14 protein-coding genes are annotated in these 19,243 nt (G+C 72.2%); 10 read left to right on the forward strand and 4 right to left on the reverse strand.

Translation table 11 applies throughout. From position 1 onward, the window contains the following. Nucleotides 1-21 precede the first annotated feature (21 nt). Nucleotides 22-264, reverse strand: a complete 243-nt coding sequence (locus tag KY5_RS10865; RefSeq protein WP_098242043.1) for a hypothetical protein — start codon at nt 262-264, stop codon at nt 22-24. A gap of 100 nt (nt 265-364) precedes the next feature. Here KY5_RS10865 and KY5_RS10870 point away from each other — a divergent pair, with 100 nt between their 5' ends. Next, complete coding sequence (locus KY5_RS10870; protein ID WP_098242044.1) at nt 365-1,579, forward strand: bifunctional adenosylcobinamide kinase/adenosylcobinamide-phosphate guanylyltransferase; 1,215 nt, start codon at nt 365-367, stop codon at nt 1,577-1,579. Between the two features lie 28 nt (nt 1,580-1,607). On the opposite strand, the gene KY5_RS10875 is transcribed toward KY5_RS10870, so the two are convergent. After that, nucleotides 1,608-2,678, reverse strand: a complete 1,071-nt coding sequence (locus KY5_RS10875; protein WP_098242045.1) for a class I SAM-dependent methyltransferase — start codon at nt 2,676-2,678, stop codon at nt 1,608-1,610. A 217-nt stretch (nt 2,679-2,895) separates the two neighbouring features. Here KY5_RS10875 and cobT point away from each other — a divergent pair, with 217 nt between their 5' ends. Beyond that, nucleotides 2,896-3,999: a nicotinate-nucleotide--dimethylbenzimidazole phosphoribosyltransferase gene (gene cobT / locus KY5_RS10880; protein WP_098242046.1), complete on the forward strand. Its 1,104-nt coding sequence runs from the start codon at nt 2,896-2,898 to the stop codon at nt 3,997-3,999. Nucleotides 4,000-4,101: 102 nt separating this feature from the next. Further along, nucleotides 4,102-5,868, forward strand: coding sequence for a phosphatidylglycerol lysyltransferase domain-containing protein (locus tag KY5_RS10885; RefSeq protein ID WP_098242047.1), 1,767 nt, complete (start codon nt 4,102-4,104; stop codon nt 5,866-5,868). Between the two features lie 634 nt (nt 5,869-6,502). Here KY5_RS10885 and KY5_RS10895 read toward each other — a convergent pair. Beyond that, the gene (locus KY5_RS10895; protein WP_234362685.1) at nt 6,503-7,345 is read right to left on the reverse strand and encodes a hypothetical protein; all 843 of its coding nucleotides are present in this window, start codon (nt 7,343-7,345) and stop codon (nt 6,503-6,505) included. 66 nt (nt 7,346-7,411) lie between these two features. Here KY5_RS10895 and KY5_RS10900 point away from each other — a divergent pair, with 66 nt between their 5' ends. From KY5_RS10900 to KY5_RS10930, 7 genes are all read left to right on the forward strand, one after another. Beyond that, nucleotides 7,412-8,194 carry an adenosylcobinamide-GDP ribazoletransferase gene (locus tag KY5_RS10900; RefSeq protein WP_098242048.1) on the forward strand — a complete coding sequence of 261 codons (783 nt, stop codon included), beginning with the start codon at nt 7,412-7,414 and terminating at the stop codon, nt 8,192-8,194. Nucleotides 8,195-8,352: 158 nt separating this feature from the next. Beyond that, entirely contained in the window at nt 8,353-9,900 is a 1,548-nt protein-coding gene (locus KY5_RS10905; protein ID WP_098242049.1) for a leucyl aminopeptidase, read from the forward strand. 298 nt (nt 9,901-10,198) lie between these two features. After that, nucleotides 10,199-11,587 carry a dihydrolipoyl dehydrogenase gene (gene lpdA, locus KY5_RS10910; protein WP_055553754.1) on the forward strand — a complete coding sequence of 463 codons (1,389 nt, stop codon included), beginning with the start codon at nt 10,199-10,201 and terminating at the stop codon, nt 11,585-11,587. 60 nt (nt 11,588-11,647) lie between these two features. After that, on the forward strand, nt 11,648-13,420 hold the full coding sequence (gene sucB / locus KY5_RS10915; RefSeq protein ID WP_098242050.1) for a 2-oxoglutarate dehydrogenase, E2 component, dihydrolipoamide succinyltransferase: 1,773 nt from the start codon (nt 11,648-11,650) through the stop codon (nt 13,418-13,420). A gap of 136 nt (nt 13,421-13,556) precedes the next feature. Then, nucleotides 13,557-14,180 (forward strand): GntR family transcriptional regulator, encoded by a 624-nt coding sequence (locus tag KY5_RS10920; RefSeq protein WP_098242051.1) that lies wholly within the window; start codon nt 13,557-13,559, stop codon nt 14,178-14,180. Nucleotides 14,181-14,479: 299 nt separating this feature from the next. Next, entirely contained in the window at nt 14,480-17,176 is a 2,697-nt protein-coding gene (gene aceE, locus KY5_RS10925; RefSeq protein ID WP_098242052.1) for a pyruvate dehydrogenase (acetyl-transferring), homodimeric type, read from the forward strand. An 82-nt stretch (nt 17,177-17,258) separates the two neighbouring features. After that, nucleotides 17,259-18,230, forward strand: coding sequence for a helix-turn-helix transcriptional regulator (locus KY5_RS10930; protein ID WP_098242053.1), 972 nt, complete (start codon nt 17,259-17,261; stop codon nt 18,228-18,230). On the opposite strand, the gene KY5_RS10935 is transcribed toward KY5_RS10930, so the two are convergent. Beyond that, on the reverse strand, nt 18,221-19,147 hold the full coding sequence (locus KY5_RS10935) for an SDR family oxidoreductase (protein WP_098242054.1): 927 nt from the start codon (nt 19,145-19,147) through the stop codon (nt 18,221-18,223). The two genes, KY5_RS10930 and KY5_RS10935, sit on opposite strands and share 10 nt — an antisense overlap. Nucleotides 19,148-19,243 lie beyond the last annotated feature (96 nt).

Below are 19,243 nucleotides of genomic sequence, written 5' to 3' on the forward strand. Positions count from 1 at the left end.
GCACCGAGCGCCGAGCGCCGGTTACGCCTGCGACTCCTCCGACTCCGGCTCCGCCGCCGCCTCGGCGTGCAGGCTCATCGGGCCGTAGATCTCGCTCGCGTCCTCGAAGAGCCGCACCTGGTCGGCACCGCCGTCGGCCAGTTCCTTCCAGTACTCACCGACCCAGGACTCCGCGTCCCCCTGGGTGGTGAACTCCTCGGGCTGCACCGCGGGCTGGACCTCTGTCCCGTCCGCCTTCTCGAACCGCCACGTCCATGCCGCCATGTCAGCCTCCCGAAGGTCCGTAGCGGCCTGAGAACCGCCTGAATCCGCCTGAAGCCTAGCCGGGCGCGCGGCCCTGGACCCGACGCGGGAGGATCTTCGTGTGGAACTGACTCTGCTCGGCACCGGTGCCCCCGAAGGACTGCCCCTGTCCGGCTGCCCCTGCGCGGCCTGCGCGACCGCTCTGGGCGGGGCGGCGCGCGCGGCGACGGCGCTGCTCGTGGACGGCGTCCTGCTGCTCGACCTCACGCCCGGCGCCGCCTTCGCCGCCGCCCGCGCCGGGCACTCGCTCGGCGGGGTGCGCCAGGTCCTGCTCTCCCACCCACACGACGGACCCGCCGTCGAGGTCCCCGCGGGCCTTCCGCAGCCCGGCCGGGTCGCCGACGGGCGGGAGCTCGCGCTGCTCACCGGGCACCGGGTGCGGGCGGTGGCACTGGACGCGCCGGGCACCGGGTACGAGGTGACGGGCCCCGACGGCGAGCGGCTCCTGTACCTGCCGCCGGGCGGGGCCCCCGCGGGGCTCGCCGAGGGGAACGGGGCCGCCGAGCACCTTCCGTACGAGATGGTCGTCGCCGACGTCGTCGGGCGCCCCGACGGCCTGGCCCGGCTGCGCGCCGCCGGGGCGGTGGGACCCACCACCGACGTCGTCGCGGTCCACATCGGCCACGAGGCGCCGCCGGGCCGGGAGCTGACGCGCCGTCTCGCGGCCGCGGGCGCGCGGGCCGTGCCGGACGGCACGACGCTGGTGGTCGGCGCGTACGAGGACGTGCCCGACGTGCCGCGCCGCACGCTGGTCATCGGCGGTGCCCGCTCGGGCAAGTCCGTGGAGGCCGAGCGGCGCCTGGAGTCCTTCCCCGAGGTGCTGTACGTGGCGACCGGCGGGACCAGGAACGGCGACACGGAGTGGGCCCAGCGGGTGAGCCTGCACCGGGAGCGGCGGCCGGGCTCGTGGCGTACGACGGAGACCTGCGACCTGGTGCCGCTGTTCGCCGAGGACGGGCCCGCGCTGCTCATCGACTGTCTCTCCCTGTGGCTGACGCACGTCATGGACGAGGTGCGGGCGTGGGACGACGCCGAGTGGGCGGGCGGCGGCGAGCGCGAGCTGCGGGCGCGGGTGGCCGACCTCGCCGCCGCGGTCCGCGCGACGCGCCGCACCGTCGTCGCCGTCTCGAACGAGGTGGGCTCGGGCATCGTCCCCGCCACCGCCTCCGGCCGCCGCTACCGCGACGAACTGGGCCGTCTCAACGCGGCGTTCGCGGCCGAGTGCGAGCACGTACTCCTCGTGGTGGCGGGCCAGGCCCTGCCGCTGCGCGGCTGACCCCGGTGCCGCCCGCCGGGCGGCCGGGTCAGGCGTCGTCGCCCCTGCGCGCGATGACCCGGTAGGCGTTGGAGAAGCCGGTGCGGGTGAGGAGCGGGGGCAGGGTCCTGTCGAGGGCGCGGGCGGCGGCGACCAGTGGCGCGGAGGTCCACCGCGCGGCCTGACGCAGCGTGAGCTGGAGCGGCGTCGCGGGTCTGGCCCGCCAGGGGACGTCGGCCTTCGGGAAGCGGCTTTCGAGGAGGAGCGCCACGGCCGTCGCCAGGTCGGACGGCACGTGCGGCGCGCGGCGCTCAACGCCGACGACCGTGAAGCCGAGCTCCGTCAGCTCCTTCTCCAGGTTGCCGAGCGGCACGAGGTGCAGGTGCCGCGGCTGGCGGAAGGAGCCCCACCACTTGCCGAGCAGCCCGGTGTAGCGGCACTCGGGGTCGGGGGCCTCGATCATCAGATGGCCGCCGGGGCGCAGCACGGTCCTCGCGGCCCTGAGCTCCTCGCGCGGGTCGGGGCGGTGCGCCAGGTAGTGGAACATGCTCATCGCGTCGTAGCGGCCCGCGAGGGAGTCGGCCAGCTCGGTGAGGGTGCCGCGGTGGCCCTCCTCGACGCGGCCGCGCCGCACGGCCTCCTCGACGCCGTCGCCCGGGTCGAGCCCGTCGAAGGAGGTGTACGGCAGGATCTGCCGGGCCAGAGCGGGGAAGCGCGCGCGGCCCGTGCCGACGTCCAGCCAGCACTCGGGCTCGTCGAAGGCGCGCAGGGCGCGGGCGCGGGAGAGCTGGCGCCTGGTGCCGGGCTCGGCGCCGAGGAGCTTCTCGGTCTCCGCGGCGCCGGGGCCGTCGTAGGAGTCCGCACGGTAGAAGTCCTGCCCCTCGGGGGTGAGGCGGGGGTTCTGGAAGGTGTGGGCGCAGGCGTCGCACCGGTCGAGCGTGAAGGTGCCCGGCTTGTGCTGGACGAGGTCGGTGGTGCGCAGCCTGACCCGCAGCCGCGAGGAACCGCACCAGGGGCACTCGGTGCGGCGCGGCTCGTGGAACCGCTCGGTGCCCAGGGCGAGTTCGGCGAGGTAGGCGGGGCGGCGCTCGGCGACCCGCTGGGCGACATCCGTGGTCATGGTCGTACCTCCTGGGGTGGGGGTGGCGGGGCCGCGGGGTCGGACCGCGAAGGGAGCGGTGGCACCGGGGTGATGACGCCGTGCGTCCAATTGATCACATGGCGCGACCGGATCGCGGTCGCGCCACGAGCGGCCCTGACAGTCCGTCACTTCGCCGACCCGGCGCCCCCGGGACCGTCCGAGCGTCATCGCCCCGCCTCCCGGTACTGTTCGCCGAATGAGCTCGCTGAATCTCGACGACTTCACCGACCTGATCGAGCGGCCCGACGGCGGGGTGCGCCGCGACGCCGAGGAACGCAGGGAGCGGCAGGTCCTGCCGCCCGGGGCCCTCGGCCGCCTCGACGAACTCGGCGAGTGGCTCTCGGCGGCCCAGTCGGCGGTCCCCGTCCGCCCCGTCGAGCGGCCGCGCGCGGTGCTCTTCGCGGGCGACCACGGGATCGCCGAACTCGGCGTATCGGCACGGCCCGCGGGCGGCGCCGCCGACCTCGTGCGCTCCGTGCTCTCGGGCACGAGCCCGGTCGCGCTGCTCGCGCGCCGCCTCGACGTGCCCGTCCGGGTCGTCGACATGGCGCTCGACTGCGACCCCGGCGAGCTGCCCGCCGAGGTCGCGGGCCACCGGGTGCGGCGCGGCTCGGGCCGCATCGACATCGAGGACGCGCTGACCGCCGAGGAGGCCGAGCAGGCGGTGCGCGCGGGCATGGCCGTCGCCGACGAGGAGGCGGACTCCGGTACCGACCTGGTCGTCCTCGGCGACATCAGCGTCGGCGGTACGACGCCCGCGGCGACGCTGATCGCCGCGCTCTGCGGCACCGACGCCTCCGTGGTGACGGGCCGGGGCGGCGAGGCCATCGACGACCTGGCGTGGATGCGCAAGTGCGCGGCGGTGCGGGACTCCCTGCGGCGGGCCAGGCCCGTGCTCGGCGACCAGCTGGAGCTGCTCGCCGCGGTGGGCGGGGCCGATCTGGCCGCGATGACCGGGTTCCTGCTGCAGTGCGCGGTGCGCCGTACGCCCGTGATCCTGGACGGCGTGGTGGCGTCCGCCGCCGCGCTGGTGGCCCAGCGGATCGCCTTCCGCTCGCCCGACTGGTGGCTCGCGGGGCACGACAGCGGGGAGCCCGCGCAGGCGAAGGCGCTGGACCGGATGGCCCTCGAACCGCTCCTGAACCACGGGGTCAAGGTCGGCGAGGGCGCGGGGGCCCTGCTCGCGCTGCCGCTCGTGCAGGCCGCCGCGGCGCTCTCGGCGGAGCTGCCGGAGCGGGCCGAGGACAAGGAGACCGAGCCGCAGGAGACCGCCGTCACGGACGCCGAGCAGCCGGAATAGCCCGGAGCGCCCCGAACCGGGCAGAACCCCCGGTACCCCTCGCTACCCCCGGGGAACCCCTAGATCATCTCCAATGGACGAAACCCCATATGATCCCCTTTCATGGGAGATGAGCAGAACATCGGGCGCCGAGAACTACGCCGCAGCACCACGCGGCGCAGAGCCGCGGGCTTCGCCGTCTGGTATCTGCGCGCCGTCACCTTCATCAATTTCCTGAGCGCGGTCTGGGTCTCCCTGGGGCAGGACCTGCGGCAGCACAACACGGAGAACTACTTCACTCCGTACCTGCTGACCGCGGGCTTCGCCTCCGGTCTCTTCACCCTGTTCCTCGCGATCACCATGCGGCGCCGCAAGCGCGCCGCATGGATCCTCAACCTCGTGCTCAGCGGGCTCTTCCTGCTGCTCTTCGCCTTCGCGATGATCTTCCCGGAGATCCGCGCGTACGCGCAGAACTGGATCTCGCTCGTCCTGACCGCCGCGTTCGTCGCGTCGCTGATCGTCGGGCGCAAGGAGTTCTACGCGAAGGGCGACCGCTCCAACCCCAAGCTGGCCTCCGCCGTCGCGGTCGGCGGGCTCCTGGTGACCTCGCTGATCGCGACACTGTTGGTCACCCTCACCAACACCGCCCACGACGACTACCGCTCGACCTTCCTGGACCGCTGGCGCTACGGCGTCATGCGCCTGGTCTCGCTGGCCGCCGACGACAAGCGCTTCGAGGGCATCACCACCCCCGGGTGGGTCAACGTCGCCATCAACGTGCTCAGCGCGCTGCTGCTCTGTGCCGTCCTGTACGCGGCGTTCCGCTCCCGCAGGGCCGTCGACCCGCTCACCGAGACGGACGAGGAGAAGCTGCGCGCCCTGCTCGACCAGCACGGCGAGCGCGACTCCCTCGGCTACTTCTCGCTGCGCCGCGAGAAGAGCGTCGTGTGGTCCCCGACCGGCAAGGCGGCGGTCGCCTACCGCGTGGTGGGCGGGGTCTCGCTGGCGTCCGGCGACCCCATCGGCGACCCGGAGGCCTGGCCCGGCGCCATCGAGCCGTGGCTGGCCGAGGCCCGCGAGCACGGCTGGCTCCCCGCCGTGATGGGCGCGAGCGAGGAGGCGGGCACGATCTACGCCCGGCACGGCCTCGACGCCCTGGAGCTGGGCGACGAAGCCATCGTGGAGATCAGCGAGTTCACCCTGGAGGGCCGTGCCATGCGCACCGTCCGCCAGGCGTACAACCGCGTGAAGCGCGCCGGGTACACCGTCCGCATCCGCCGCCACGAGGACATCCCCGCCGACGAGATGGCCTACCTCCTGGAGCGTGCCGACGACTGGCGCGACGGCGCCACCGAGCGCGGCTTCTCGATGGCGCTCGGGCGGCTCGGCGACCCGGCGGACGGGCAGTGCGTGATGCTCGAATGCACCGACGGCGACGGCGAACTGCGCGCGGTGCTCTCCTTCGTGCCGTGGGGCCCGCACGGGCTCTCCCTGGACCTGATGCGGCGCGACCGCGACTCCGAGAACGGCCTGATGGAGTTCATGGTGATCGAACTCCTCCAGCGCGCCCCCGAGATCAAGATCACTCAGGTCTCGCTCAACTTCGCCATGTTCAGGTCGGTCTTCGAACGTGGTTCGCGACTCGGCGCGGGCCCGGTCCTGCGCATGTGGCGCTCGCTGCTCAGCTTCTTCTCCCGCTGGTGGCAGATCGAGTCGCTCTACCGCGCCAACGCGAAGTACCGGCCGATCTGGGAACCCCGGTTCCTCCTCTTCGAGAAGAGCGGTGACCTGCTGCGCATCGGCATCGCGTCCGCGCGCGCCGAGGGCTTCCTCGAAGCCCCCGGACTGCCGAAGTGGCTGCACCGCAAACACCTGGAGTCGAGACGATGAGCCCACTGGCCCGCTGCGCCCGCGCCGAGTGGGGACACCTGTTCTCCACCGTGCGGGCCGCCCTCGTGGCCCGGCGGTGGCGGGCGGTGCCCATGACGCTGGCGGCGGTCTGTCTGACGGCGGCCTTCCAGTACGTGCAGAACCAGCCCTGGGGCTACCAGTTCATCCAGAACATCGGCTCCGTGCGCGCCGAGGAGCCCCTCTGGCTCGCGCTCCTGCGCACCCCGCTCTCCCTCTTCGTCCCCGCCCTCGACCTGCCCGTGTGGGGCGCGCTCGCGCAGATCCTGCTGGTGTTCGGGATCGCGGAGATCTGTCTCGGCTGGTGGCGCACGCTCGTCATCGGCTACGCGGCCACGCTCGCCGGGACGCTCTACGCGCGCGTGGGCATCGACCTCGGCACCGGGAACCCGTTCGGCCTGCCCGCCTCCGACGCGCAGGTCGTCGACACCGGGCCTTCGGCGGCCGTCGTGGGCCTGGCCGTGTTCGTCTGCTGGCGCTACCGGGCGTACTTCACGGCGGCCCTGGTGAGCGCCGTGATGGTGCTCGAAGTGGTCGTCAAGAACAACCTCGCGGGCAAGGAGCACCTGGCCGCCATCGTGGCCGTCGCCGTGCTGTGCGCCATCTCCGCGCTGCGTCACCGGCGCCGCGACACCCGCTCGGGATCCGGCTCGGGATCCGGCTCGGACCCGGCGGTGGATCCGGCGGTGGATCCGGCCTCCGGTGCCGCGCCCACCGACGGCCCCGGCTCGGCGAAGCCGCCGATCACGTCCTGAAACTTGCGGCGCGGGCCCGCCCAGCGCCGGTCGTGCCGGAAGGCCCGCAGTCCCGCACGGGCCCTGGCCCGGGGCCGGTTGCCGTAGAACCGCCGCGCCCACGCCGACCCCGGCCTGGCGAGCCTGATCGCGCCGACCAGCGCGACGAACGGCACGACCATGCCGATCAGGGCCGTGCGCAGCTTGCCCTTGAGGAGCGCGATCAGCGCGAAGGCGCAGTTGATGCCGACGTTCAGCGCGAACAGGGCGCGGTTGTGCCGCTCGGTGCCCGAGAGGTCGTTGACCCCGAACGGCGTGAAGCCGGTGAGCACGAGCACCACGAGGGCGGCCGTCAGCATCACGACCTCCACGCTCTTGCGGCCCTGCTCGCTCCAGTAGACGTCGTCGAGGTGGAGGATCAGCGCGAACTCGTCGAGCACGAGCCCGGCGCCGATCCCGAAGATCACCGCGGCGTAGAGCGGCCCCGCGCCGTGCCGCCCGGCCGCCACCCCCCAGAAGCCGCCGACCAGCATCAGGAAGATCCCCGGCACGACGTGGTGGATGTGCACGTCGCCCGAGCTGATGTTCCTGAAGGGGCCCTTGCCCGCGCGGATCAGCCGCGTGATGGTCCTGGTGACCAGGAAGGAGCCCACGAAGGAGAGCAGCGCGAGCAGCAGCGGCAGCTTCCCCGGCTCGACGATGTTCCGGTACCACCAGTCACCCATGGGCTCATCCTCCGTCCCCGAAGAGCGATCCGCAGGGCGGGACGTTCCCCGGGGTAGCCTGCCGCGGTGTCCAGAACCTCCCCCGCCGACGGCATACGTTTCGCCTTCGGCACCCTCACCGCGCTCCCCGTCCACGTCACCCGCTGGGACCGCGGAGCGGCCCGCGCGGGCATGCAGTGGGCGCCCCTCGCCGGTCTGGTGATCGGCCTGTGCTCGGCCGCCGCGGGCGGCGCGCTCCTCGCCCTCGGCGCGGGCCCCCTCGTCGCCGCCGTCGCGACCGCCGCCGTCCCCGCCGCCCTCACCCGCGGTCTGCACCTCGACGGCCTCGCCGACACCGCCGACGGCCTCGGCAGCGCCAAGCCCGCCGAGGACGCGCTGCGCGTCATGAAGCAGTCCGACATCGGCCCGTTCGGCGTCATCACGCTGCTCTTCGTGCTGTTCGCCCAGGTCGCGGTGTTCTTCCAGCTGTACGACGCCTCGTGGGCCAGGGGCGCGGCGGCCGCCGTCGTCTCGGCGGTCACGGCCCGGCTCGCCCTCACCCTGGCCGCCCGCGCGGGGGTGCCACCGGCCCGTCCCGAGGGGCTCGGCGCCGCCGTGGCCGGCGTGGTCCCGCGCGGCCGCGCGCTGCTCGTCGCGGCCGTCGTGGTGGCCGCCGCGGGGGGCGCGGGGGCGCTCTTCGGGGCGTACGACGCGGTGCGCTGCGCGGCCGCCGCGCTGCTGGCCTGCGGCGCCGCCGAGCTGCTCCTGCGGCACTGCGTTCGACGCTTCGGAGGCGTCACCGGGGACGTCTTCGGCGGCCTCGCGGAGACGGCGGCGACCGCCTCGCTGATCGTCCTCGCGCTCGGCTGAGACGCGGATCGAGATCAGGTCGTACGAAACCCCGGCGTACGCGACACCACGATGAACACACACAGTGAGGCGCACCGCAGCGCTCACGGGCGTAGGCTCGCGACGGGCTCACCACCCCACAAGCCCGTCGCAACTCACTGAAAGAGGACCTCACCACCGTGACTGCTCTGACTCTCAGCACCGCCGCCGCGTCCGGCCTGCGCGCCGACGCGATCGTCGTCGGTGTCGCCAAGGGCGCTGGATCCAAGGGGGGCCTGGTCGTCGCGTTCGGCGCCGAGGCCGTGGACAAGGCGTACGACGGCAAGCTCGCGTCCGTCCTGGAGACCCTCGGCGCCTCCGGCGGCGAGGGCGAGGTGACGAAGCTTCCCGCGCCCTCCGGCTTCAAGGCTCCGGTCGTCGTCGCGGTCGGCCTCGGCGAGGTCCCCGAGAAGGACGAGACGTACGGCACGGACGCGCTGCGCCGCGCCGCCGGTGCCGCCGCCCGCGCCCTGACCGGCGTCAAGAAGGCCGGCTTCGCGCTCCCCGTCGACCAGGCCGGGGACATCGGCGCCATCGCCGAGGGCGCTCTGCTCGGCGCCTACTCCTTCGACGCCTACAAGGACCGGGGCGACGCCAAGGACACGAAGAAGAAGGGCAAGGACGCCAAGGCCCCGCTGGCCGAGGTCGCCCTGCTCGGCGGCAAGCCCCGCGACAAGGCGTACAAGGCCGCCGTCGAGCGCGCCGTCGCCGTCGCCGAGGAGATGAACCGCGCCCGCGACCTCATCAACACCCCGCCGAACGACCTCGACCCCGAGGCCTTCGCCGCGGTCGCCACCGCGGCCGCCAAGGAGCACGGCATCAAGGTCCAGGTGCTCGACGAGAAGGCGCTCACCAAGGGCGGCTTCGGCGGCATCCTCGGCGTCGGCGTCGGCTCGGACGCCCCGCCGCGCCTGGTCAAGCTCTCGTACACGAGCTCCAAGGCGAAGAAGCACCTCGCCTTCGTCGGCAAGGGCATCACGTACGACTCGGGCGGCATCTCGCTCAAGCCCGCGGGGCACAACGAGACCATGAAGTGCGACATGGCCGGTGCCGCCGCCGTCTTCGCCGCCGTCGTGGCCGCCGCGCGCCTGGGCCTCGAGGTGAACGTCACCGGCTGGCTGGCGCTCGCCGAGAACATGCCCTCGGGCTCCGCGACCCGCCCCGGCGACGTCCTGCGGATGTACAGCGGCAAGACCGTCGAGGTCCTGAACACCGACGCCGAGGGCCGTCTCGTCCTCGCCGACGCGATCGCCAAGGCCTCCGAGGACAAGCCCGACGCGATCGTCGACGTGGCGACGCTGACCGGCGCCATGATGGTCGCGCTCGGCAGCCGCACCTTCGGCATCGTCTCCAACGACGACGCGTTCCGCACCTCGGTCCACGAGATCGCCGAGGAGGCGGGCGAGCCGTCCTGGCCGATGCCGCTCCCCGCCCACCTGCGCAAGGGCATGGAGTCCCCCACCGCCGACATCGCCAACATCGGCGAGCGCATGGGCGGCGGCCTGGTGGCGGGCCTCTTCCTCCAGGAGTTCGTGGGCGAGGGCATCACCTGGGCGCACCTGGACATCGCGGGCCCGGCCTTCAACGAGGGCGGCACGTTCGGCTACACGCCCAAGGGCGGCACCGGCACCGCGGTCCGCACCCTGGTCGCGCTCGCCGAGCACACCGCCGCGGGCGACCTCGGCTGATTCTCCGTACGTCGGTCCAGGGCTCCGGACGTTCCCCGTCCGGAGCCCTGGGCGATTTCGCCCTCGACGAAATCCGTACGTTCGTACGCGGCAGTAGGCCCTGGAGACCGTCGCTCCGACGTCTCACACCCCGGCCCGGCGTCCCGTCTCCCGCCGACAAGTGCGAAGATGGGTTCTCGGCAGGACAGGGCCCCCACCAAAGGGCCGAAACAAGAGCGGCCGAATACCAGCCGACCGACCGGTCGTCCCCCGCGAAGACGGGGTCCGGCGTACGGCGCACATGCATGGAGGACGTGACGTGGCGAACGACGCCAGCACCGTTTTCGACCTAGTGATCCTCGGCGGCGGTAGCGGCGGTTACGCCGCGGCCCTGCGCGGAGCGCAGCTGGGCCTGGACGTCGCACTGATCGAGAAGAACAAGCTCGGCGGCACCTGCCTGCACAACGGCTGCATCCCCACGAAGGCGCTGCTGCACGCCGGCGAGATCGCCGACCAGGCGCGCGAGGCCGACCAGTTCGGCGTGAAGGCCACCTTCGAGGGCATCGACATCGCGGCCGTCCACAAGTACAAGGACGACGTGATCACCGGCCTGTACAAGGGCCTCCAGGGTCTCGTCGCCTCCCGCAAGGTGACGTACATCGAGGGCGAGGGCAAGCTCTCGTCCCCGACCTCCGTGGACGTGAACGGCCAGCGTGTCCAGGGCCGCCACGTCCTCCTCGCGACCGGCTCCGTGCCGAAGTCGCTGCCCGGCCTGGAGATCGACGGCAACCGGATCATCTCCTCGGACCACGCGCTGACCCTGGACCGCGTCCCGGAGTCCGCGATCATCCTGGGCGGCGGCGTCATCGGCGTCGAGTTCGCCTCGGCGTGGAAGTCCTTCGGGACCGACGTCACGGTCATCGAGGGCCTCAAGCACCTCGTGCCCGTCGAGGACGAGAACAGCTCCAAGCTTCTTGAGCGCGCCTTCCGCAAGCGCGGCATCAAGTTCAACCTCGGCACGTTCTTCGAGAAGGCCGAGTACACCGAGAACGGCGTGCGCGTCACCCTCGCCGACGGCAAGACCTTCGAGGCCGAGGTCCTCCTGGTCGCCATCGGCCGCGGCCCGGTCTCGGCCGGTCTCGGCTACGAGGAGCAGGGCGTCGCCATGGACCGCGGCTACGTCCTGGTCGACGAGTACATGCAGACCAACGTGCCGACGATCTCGGCCGTCGGTGACCTGGTGCCGACCCTCCAGCTCGCGCACGTCGGCTTCGCCGAGGGCATGCTGGTGGCAGAGCGCCTGGCCGGTCTCAAGACCGTTCCCGTCGACTACGACGGCGTGCCGAAGGTGACGTACTGCCACCCCGAGGTCGCCTCCGTGGGCATCACCGAGGCCAAGGCCAAGGAGATCTACGGCGCGGACAAGGTCGTCGCCCTCAAGTACAACCTCGCGGGCAACGGCAAGAGCAAGATCCTCAAGACCGCGGGCGAGATCAAGCTCGTCCAGGTCAAGGACGGTGCCGTCGTCGGCGTCCACATGGTCGGCGACCGCATGGGCGAGCAGGTCGGCGAAGCCCAGCTGATCTACAACTGGGAAGCGCTGCCGGCCGAGGTGGCCCAGCTCATCCACGCCCACCCGACGCAGAACGAGGCGCTGGGCGAGGCCCACCTCGCCCTGGCGGGCAAGCCGCTGCACTCCCACGACTGACCCCCAGTCATCGGGCGCGACGACCAGACTTCCGCAATTTCGTAAGGAGCAACCGAAACCATGGCGGTTTCCGTATCCCTTCCGGCGCTCGGCGAGAGCGTCACCGAGGGCACTGTCACCCGTTGGCTGAAGGCCGAAGGCGAGCGCGTCGAGGCCGACGAGCCGCTGCTCGAGGTGTCGACCGACAAGGTCGACACCGAGATCCCCTCGCCGGCCGCCGGCATCCTGGCCTCCATCAAGGTCGCCGAGGACGAGACCGTCGAGGTCGGCGCCGAGCTGGCCGTCATCGACGACGGCTCCGGCGCCCCCGCCGCCGAGGCTCCGGCCCCGGCCGCCGAGCCCGCCCCCGAGGCCCCCGCCGCCGAGGCCCCCGCCGCTCCGGCTCCGGCCGCCGAGGCGCCCGCCGCTGCCGCTCCGGCCGCCGGTGGTTCCGCCGAGGGCACCGACATCACGCTGCCCGCGCTCGGTGAGTCGGTCACCGAGGGCACCGTCACCCGTTGGCTGAAGGAGGTCGGCGAGGAGGTCGCGGCCGACGAGCCCCTCCTGGAGGTCTCGACGGACAAGGTCGACACCGAGATCCCCTCGCCGGTCGCGGGCGTGCTGCTCGAGATCGTCGTCGGTGAGGACGAGACCGCCGAGGTCGGCGCCAAGCTCGCCGTCATCGGTGCGCCGGGTGCCGCGCCCGCCGCTGCCGCTCCGGCCGCCGCCGCTCCGGCCGCGCCCGCCGAGGCTCCGGCTCCGGCCGCCCCCGCCGCTCCGGCCCCCGCTGCTCCGGCTCCGGCTCCCGCCGCCCCGGCCGCGCCCGCCGCTGCCGCCCCGGCCGCTCCGGCCAAGCCCGCGGCTCAGGCTCCGGCCCCGGCCCAGCCCGCCGCTCCCGCCGCCCCGGCCCCGGTCACCCCGGCCGACGACGGTGCCTACGTGACCCCGCTGGTCCGTAAGCTCGCGTCCGAGAACGGTGTGAACCTCTCCGAGGTCAAGGGCACCGGCGTCGGTGGCCGCATCCGCAAGCAGGACGTGCTCGCCGCCGCCGAGGCCAAGAAGTCGGCTCCGGCTCCGGCCGCCGCCGCTGCTCCGGCCGCGTCGAAGGCCCCGGCCCTGGAGGTCTCCCCCCTCCGCGGCCAGACGGTCAAGATGACCCGCATGCGCAAGGTCATCGGCGACAACATGATGAAGGCGCTGCACTCGCAGGCCCAGCTGACCTCGGTCGTCGAGGTCGACATCACCAAGCTGATGAAGCTGCGCGCCAAGGCGAAGGACTCCTTCGCGGCTCGTGAGGGCGTCAAGCTCTCCCCGATGCCGTTCTTCGTCAAGGCCGCCGCCCAGGCGCTGAAGGCCCACCCGGTCGTCAACGCCCGGATCAACGACGACGAAGGCACCATCACGTACTTCGACTCGGAGAACATCGGCATCGCCGTGGACGCCGAGAAGGGTCTGATGACGCCGGTCATCAAGGGTGCGGGCGACCTGAACATCGCCGGCATCTCCAAGAAGACCGCCGAGCTGGCGGGCAAGGCGCGCGGTGGCGGCCTCACGCCGGACGACATGTCCGGCGCGACCTTCACCATCTCCAACACCGGTTCGCGCGGCGCCCTGTTCGACACGGTCATCGTGCCGCCGAACCAGGCCGCGATCCTGGGCATCGGTGCCACGGTCAAGCGTCCGGTCGTCATCAACCACCCGGACCTCGGCGAGACCATCGCCGTCCGTGACATGACGTACCTGTCGCTCTCCTACGACCACCGTCTGGTGGACGGCGCGGACGCCGCCCGCTACCTGACCGCGGTCAAGGCGATCCTCGAGGCCGGCGAGTTCGAGGTCGAGCTCGGCCTGTAGGTCACCAGGGAGACGCTGTAACACTCGTCTCATCAGCGCGTACGCCCCCGTCCAGAGGTTTCCGGACGGGGGCGTCGCCGTATTGTCTAGGGGTCAAACGCCCTTGGGGTCCAGAGCCCCTGCCGGAGGAGCCCACATGACCGCGCCCGTCGTTCACTCGCTGCGCGAACAGATCCGCGAGCACATCGTGGAGGGGATCGTCAGCGGGCGCTGGAAGCCGGGCGAGCGCATCGTGGAGCGCCGGATCGCGGTGGAGCTGGAGGTTTCCCAGACCCCGGTCCGCGAGGCGCTGCGCGAGCTGGAGACGCTGCGGCTCATCGAATCGGCCCCCAACAAGGGCGTACGCGTACGCAACCTGACCGCCGCCGATCTGGAGGAGAGCTACCCGGTGCGGGCGGGGCTCGAAGCCATCGCGGCGGAGCTGGCGGCGGAGCGGCTCGCCGAGGACTGCTCGGCCCTGGAGCCCCACGTCGCGGCCCTCTACGAGGCGGACAGGGCCGCGGACGGCACCGGGCAGGTGCGGCACACCGTCGGCTTCCACCGCGAGCTGGTGCGGGCCGCGGACAACTCGGTGCTCCTGCACACCTGGGAGGGCCTGGGCATCGAGGTGTTCACCGCGCTCTCCATCCGCTGGCTCGGCACGGTCCAGCAGTCGTACGCGGAGGAGCACGAGGCCCTCGTCTCGGCGTTCCGGCGCCGCGATCCCGCCATCGCGGAGCTGGTGAAGTCCCACGTCCTGGGCTGCGCGCCGCGGGCCTGAGCCGCTCCGCGGGGCCTTTGCGGGAGCCCCCGCTCATCCGAGGCCCGCGACCGGCAAACGTGCTCTCACCTGCATAGATCCTTCAATTCGAAGGCACCGCGTGCCCGATTTGCTGGCACCGGATGCCGACTTTCTCGATATGGAGGAGTTTTCCCTTCAACCCTTTGATCGATCATCGATCACGGAGTTAGAGTCTCCGACGGGCTCTCACCAGAGCCTCACGCCCTGTCCTGCCAAGAACCGGGCACCCCCACCCCTTACCGAACAGGGGACCCCCTCCGACTCAGGAAGGCGGCGCAATGACCGACCCCTCCGCAATCCAGCCGAGCGAGCTCGACCAGCTCCCGGACCGCGACCCCGAGGAGACCGCCGAATGGCAGGCCTCCCTGGACGCCGTCACCCAGGCGGCCGGGCCGCACCGTGCCGCGTACTTGATGCGCCGCACGCTGGAGCGCGCCGAGGGCGCGGGCCTGGCGCTGCCCAAGCTGCTCGAGACGGACTACGTCAACACCATCCCCACCTCCGCCGAGCCGTCCATCGACGGTGACGAGGAGATGGAGCGGAAGATCACCGCGTGGAACCGCTGGAACGCGGCCGCGATGGTGACCCGTGGCTCCAAGCACGGCGTCGGCGGCCACATCGCGACCTTCGCGTCCGCGGCCTGGCTGTACGAGACCGGCTTCAACCACTTCTTCAAGGGCAAGGAGGGGGACGGCAGCGGCGACCAGCTGTACATCCAGGGCCACGCCTCCCCCGGCATCTACGCCCGCGCCTTCCTCGACGGCCGCCTGAACGAGGCGCAGCTCGACAACTTCCGGCAGGAGGCGGGCGGCAACGGCCTGCCCTCCTACCCGCACCCGCGCCGTCTGCCCTGGCTGTGGGAGTTCCCGACCGTCTCCATGGGGCTCGGCCCGCTCTCCGCCATCTACCAGGCGCGCTTCAACCGGTACCTCACCAACCGCGGCATCAAGGACGTCTCCGCCTCGCACGTGTGGGCGTTCCTCGGCGACGGCGAGATGGACGAGCCCGAGTCGACCGCGGCCCTCGCACTGGCCGCGCGTGAGGGTCTGGACAACCTCACGTACGTCATCAACTGCAACCTGCAGCGCCTCGACGGCCCGGTCCGCGCCAACTTCCGCGTGGTGCAGGAGCTTGAGGCCCAGTTCCGCGGCGCCGGGTGGAACGTCATCAAGATCATGTGGGGCAACGCCTGGGACGAGCTCTTCCAGCTCGACACCACCGGCGCCCTGGTCCGCCGCCTGCGCGAGGTGCCGGACGCGCAGTTCCAGACGTACGCGACGCGCGACGCCGCGTACATCCGCGAGCACTTCTTCGGCGCCGAGCCCGCGCTCGCCGAGATGGCGAAGCTGCTCAGCGACGACAAGATCAGCGAGTGCTTCCACCTCTCGCGCGGCGGCCACGAGGCCCGCAAGGTCTACGCGGCCTACCGTGCGGCGCTCACCCACAAGGGCGCGCCGACCGTGATCCTCGCGCAGACGGTCAAGGGCTTCACCCTCGGCAAGGGCTTCGAGTCCAAGAACGCCAACCACCAGATGAAGAAGCTCTCGGTGGACGAGTTCAAAGACATGCGCGACCTGCTCGGTCTGCCGATCCCGGACAGCGACTTCGTCGACGGCCAGGTGCCCTACGGCCACCCCGGCGCCGACTCCCCCGAGGTCCGCTACCTCCAGGAGCGCCGCGCGGCCCTCGGCGGCCCTGCCCCGGCCCGCCGCACGCAGCCGCTCGCGCCGCTGCCCGCCCCCGCCGAGAAGGCGTTCGCCTCCTTCGACAAGGGTTCGGGTACGCAGTCGGTGGCCACGACCATGGCGTTCGTACGCCTGGTCAAGGACCTCGTGCGCGACAAGGAGTCCGGCAAGCGCTGGGTGCCGATCGTCCCCGACGAGGCGCGCACCTTCGGCATGGAGTCGCTCTTCCCCTCGCTCGGCATCTACTCGCCCAAGGGCCAGACGTACGAGCCGGTCGACCGCGACCAGCTGATGTACTACAAGGAGGCCAAGGACGGCCAGATCCTCAACGAGGGGATCACCGAGGCCGGTTCGATGGCGGACTTCATCGCCGCTTCCACGTCGTACGCGACGCACGGCGAAGCGATGATCCCCTTCTACATCTTCTACTCGATGTTCGGCTGGCAGCGCACCGCCGACCAGATGTGGCAGCTCGGCGACCAGCTGGGCCGCGGCTTCCTGGTGGGCGCGACGGCCGGTCGCACGACGCTGACGGGTGAGGGTCTGCAGCACGCGGACGGCCACTCGCCGGTGATCGCGGCGACCAACCCCGCGGCGCTCTCGTACGACCCGGCGTTCGCCTACGAGGTCGCGGCCATCGTCAAGGAGGGCCTGCGCCGCATGTACGGCGAGGCGGCCGAGGGCGAGGACCAGAACGTCTTCTACTACCTCACCGTCTACAACGAGCCGATGCCGCAGCCCGCGAAGCCCTCGGGCGTCGACGAGGGCATCGTCAAGGGCCTGTACCGCTTCAACACGGCCGAGACCGCCGGGCTTTCGCCCGCCGCCAACGCCGCGCGCATCCAGCTGCTCGGCTCCGGCACCGCGATCCACTGGACGCTCAAGGCGCAGCGGCTGCTCGCCGAGGAGTGGGGCGTGGCCGCCGACGTGTGGTCCGCGACGTCCTGGACCGAGCTGCGGCGCGACGCCCTTGAGGCGGACGAGGCGCTGCTGCGCGGCGAGGAGCGCATCCCGTTCGTCCGCAAGGCACTTGAAGGCGCGCAGGGCCCGGTGCTCGCCGTCTCCGACTACATGCGCCAGGTCCCCGACCAGATCGCGCAGTGGGTCGAGCAGGACTACTCCTCGCTCGGCGCGGACGGCTTCGGCCTCTCCGACACGCGGGACGCGGCGCGCCGTCACTTCGGTGTGGACGCCGAGTCGATCGTCGTCGCGGCGCTCGCGCAGCTCGCCCGCCGCGGTGAGGTGCCCGCTTCCGCGGTGAAGGAGGCCCGGGCCAAGTACGGCCTGTAAGCCTTCGGCTGGACATCTGTGAGGGCCCCCGCCCGATGGCGGGGGCCCTCACGCGTGTGCCCGTACCGGCATCATGGGTGCCATGCGCGCTGCCCGCCTCATCAAGATGGTGCTCCTGCTCCAGGCACGGCCCTCCATGACCGCCGCCGAGCTCGCCGCCGAGCTGGAGGTGTCCGAGCGGACCATCACGCGCGACGCCCAGGCGCTGTCGGAGGCGGGGGTCCCGGTCTACGCCGACCGGGGGCGGACCGGCGGGTACCGGCTGATCGGGGGCTACCGCACCCGTCTCACCGGGCTCGGCCGCAGCGAGGCCGAGGCGCTCTTCCTGTCCGGGGTGCCGGGCGCGCTGCGCGAGATGGGTCTGGACGACGCGGCGTCGGCGGCCCGTCTGAAGGTGTCCGCGGCGCTGATGCCGTCCCTGCGCGACGCCTCGCAGAACGCCGCGCAGCGCTTCCATCTGGACGCCCCCGGCTGGTTCCAGGAGACGCCCGCGCCCGAGCTGCTGCCCGCCGTCGCCGACGCGGTGTGGGACGACCGGCTGATCGACGTCCGCTACCGGCGCCAGGACGCCGAGGTGGAACGGGAGTTGGAGCCGTACGGCCTCGTGCTCAAGGCGGGCGTCTGGTACTTGTGCGCGCGGGTGACCGACTCCGGGACCTACCGGGTGTACCGCATCGACCGCTTCACCGCGGTCGCCGCGGGCGAGCAACGCTTCGTACGCGACGAGGAGTTCGACCTGCCGGGCTTCTGGGACGAGCGGGCGGCGCAGTTCGCGCGGGCGATCCTGCGGGCCGAGGTGGTGGTGCGGCTGACCGAGGCGGGCGTGCGGAGGCTGCCGCACGCCACCGATGCCGTCGCCACGCGCGAGGCGCTGGAGGCGGCGGGCGAGCCCGACGCGACGGGCAGGGTGACGATCACCCTGCCCGTCGAGAACGAGGACGTGGCGTACACGCAGCTGATGGCGCTCGGCCCGGAGGCGGAGGTGCTCGAACCCGCCGCCCTGCGCGAGCGGTTCGCGGACGCGGCGGCGCGGGCGGCCGCGCTCTACCGGTAGCCGGTGACGTCCGCCTCCTTGCCCGCCTGCTCGACCTCCGCGATGTAGCGCCAGGCGTCCGGCGCGGAGCCGTCCACGTCCGTGAAGCCGTACTCCTTGGCGAGTGAGCCGCTGGAGAGCGAGGCGCCGTTCCAGCGCTTGACGTCCGGGTCGGCGGCGAGCGCGACGAGGGCGCGGCCCACGAACGTCGGCGTCTCGGAGATCGCGAAGTGCGGGTTCTGCTCGCAGCCGTCCTGCCAGTTCTCCTCGGTCACCTTGAAGGCGGTGTCGAGCATGAACTCCGAGCGCAGCCAGCCCGGGGTCAGACACAGCGCCGTGCAGCCGTACTCCTCGACCTCCTTGGCGAGGTCGTGCGCCATCCGCAGCGGGGCCGCCTTGGCGAGGTCGTAGTAGAAGGGCTTGCGGTAGTTGGCGCGGTTGTACTCCTCGGTGCCGTCGGTGACCTCGACGACCAGGCCGCCGGGGTTCTTGATGAGCAGCGGCAGCGCGTAGCGGCTGGTGATGATGTGGGTCTCCATGCCGAGGCGCAGGATGCGAAGACCCTTGTCGAGGTCGTGCTCCCACATCTTCTTGTCCCACTCGACGTGGACGTCGCCGCCCCAGATGTCGTTGACGAGGATGTCGAGGCGGCCCTGTTCCCTCTCGACGCGCTCGACGAGGGCCTCGACCTGCTCGGGCTCCAGGTGGTCGGTGGGCACGGCGACGCCCTTGCCGCCCGCCGCGTCCACCAGCTCCGCGGTCTCCTCGATGGTCTCGGTGTTCCTGCCGATCTCGCTGGTGTGCTCGCGGGTGGTCCGTCCCGTCACGTAGACGGTGGCTCCCGCGCGGCCCAGTTCCACGGCCATCGCGCGGCCCGCGCCGCGGGTGGCGCCCGCGACGAGGGCGATCTTCCCGGTCAGTCTCTGCGTGGTGTCCATGCTCCTGAGGCTTCCACCAAAAGCCGACAACCCCTGTCGGTTTTTCCATGGGCATGTGCACGCATAACGAGACAGCCGCATTCCGGCTCACTCCGC

This window comes from Streptomyces formicae (assembly GCF_002556545.1).
Lineage (GTDB): Bacteria > Actinomycetota > Actinomycetes > Streptomycetales > Streptomycetaceae > Streptomyces > Streptomyces formicae_A.

Excerpts from the sequence above, each read along its gene's own strand:
- KY5_RS10920 (WP_098242051.1), top strand. The coding sequence starts at position 13,557 with ATGACCGCGCCCGTCGTTCACTCGCTGCGCGAACAGATCCGCGAGCAC.
- KY5_RS10895 (WP_234362685.1), bottom strand. The coding sequence starts at position 7,345 with ATGGGTGACTGGTGGTACCGGAACATCGTCGAGCCGGGGAAGCTGCCG.
- cobT (WP_098242046.1), top strand. The coding sequence starts at position 2,896 with ATGAGCTCGCTGAATCTCGACGACTTCACCGACCTGATCGAGCGGCCC.
- aceE (WP_098242052.1), top strand. The coding sequence starts at position 14,480 with ATGACCGACCCCTCCGCAATCCAGCCGAGCGAGCTCGACCAGCTCCCG.
- sucB (WP_098242050.1), top strand. The coding sequence starts at position 11,648 with ATGGCGGTTTCCGTATCCCTTCCGGCGCTCGGCGAGAGCGTCACCGAG.
- KY5_RS10865 (WP_098242043.1), bottom strand. The coding sequence starts at position 264 with ATGGCGGCATGGACGTGGCGGTTCGAGAAGGCGGACGGGACAGAGGTC.
- KY5_RS10875 (WP_098242045.1), bottom strand. The coding sequence starts at position 2,678 with ATGACCACGGATGTCGCCCAGCGGGTCGCCGAGCGCCGCCCCGCCTAC.
- KY5_RS10935 (WP_098242054.1), bottom strand. The coding sequence starts at position 19,147 with ATGGACACCACGCAGAGACTGACCGGGAAGATCGCCCTCGTCGCGGGC.
- KY5_RS10930 (WP_098242053.1), top strand. The coding sequence starts at position 17,259 with ATGCGCGCTGCCCGCCTCATCAAGATGGTGCTCCTGCTCCAGGCACGG.
- KY5_RS10885 (WP_098242047.1), top strand. The coding sequence starts at position 4,102 with ATGGGAGATGAGCAGAACATCGGGCGCCGAGAACTACGCCGCAGCACC.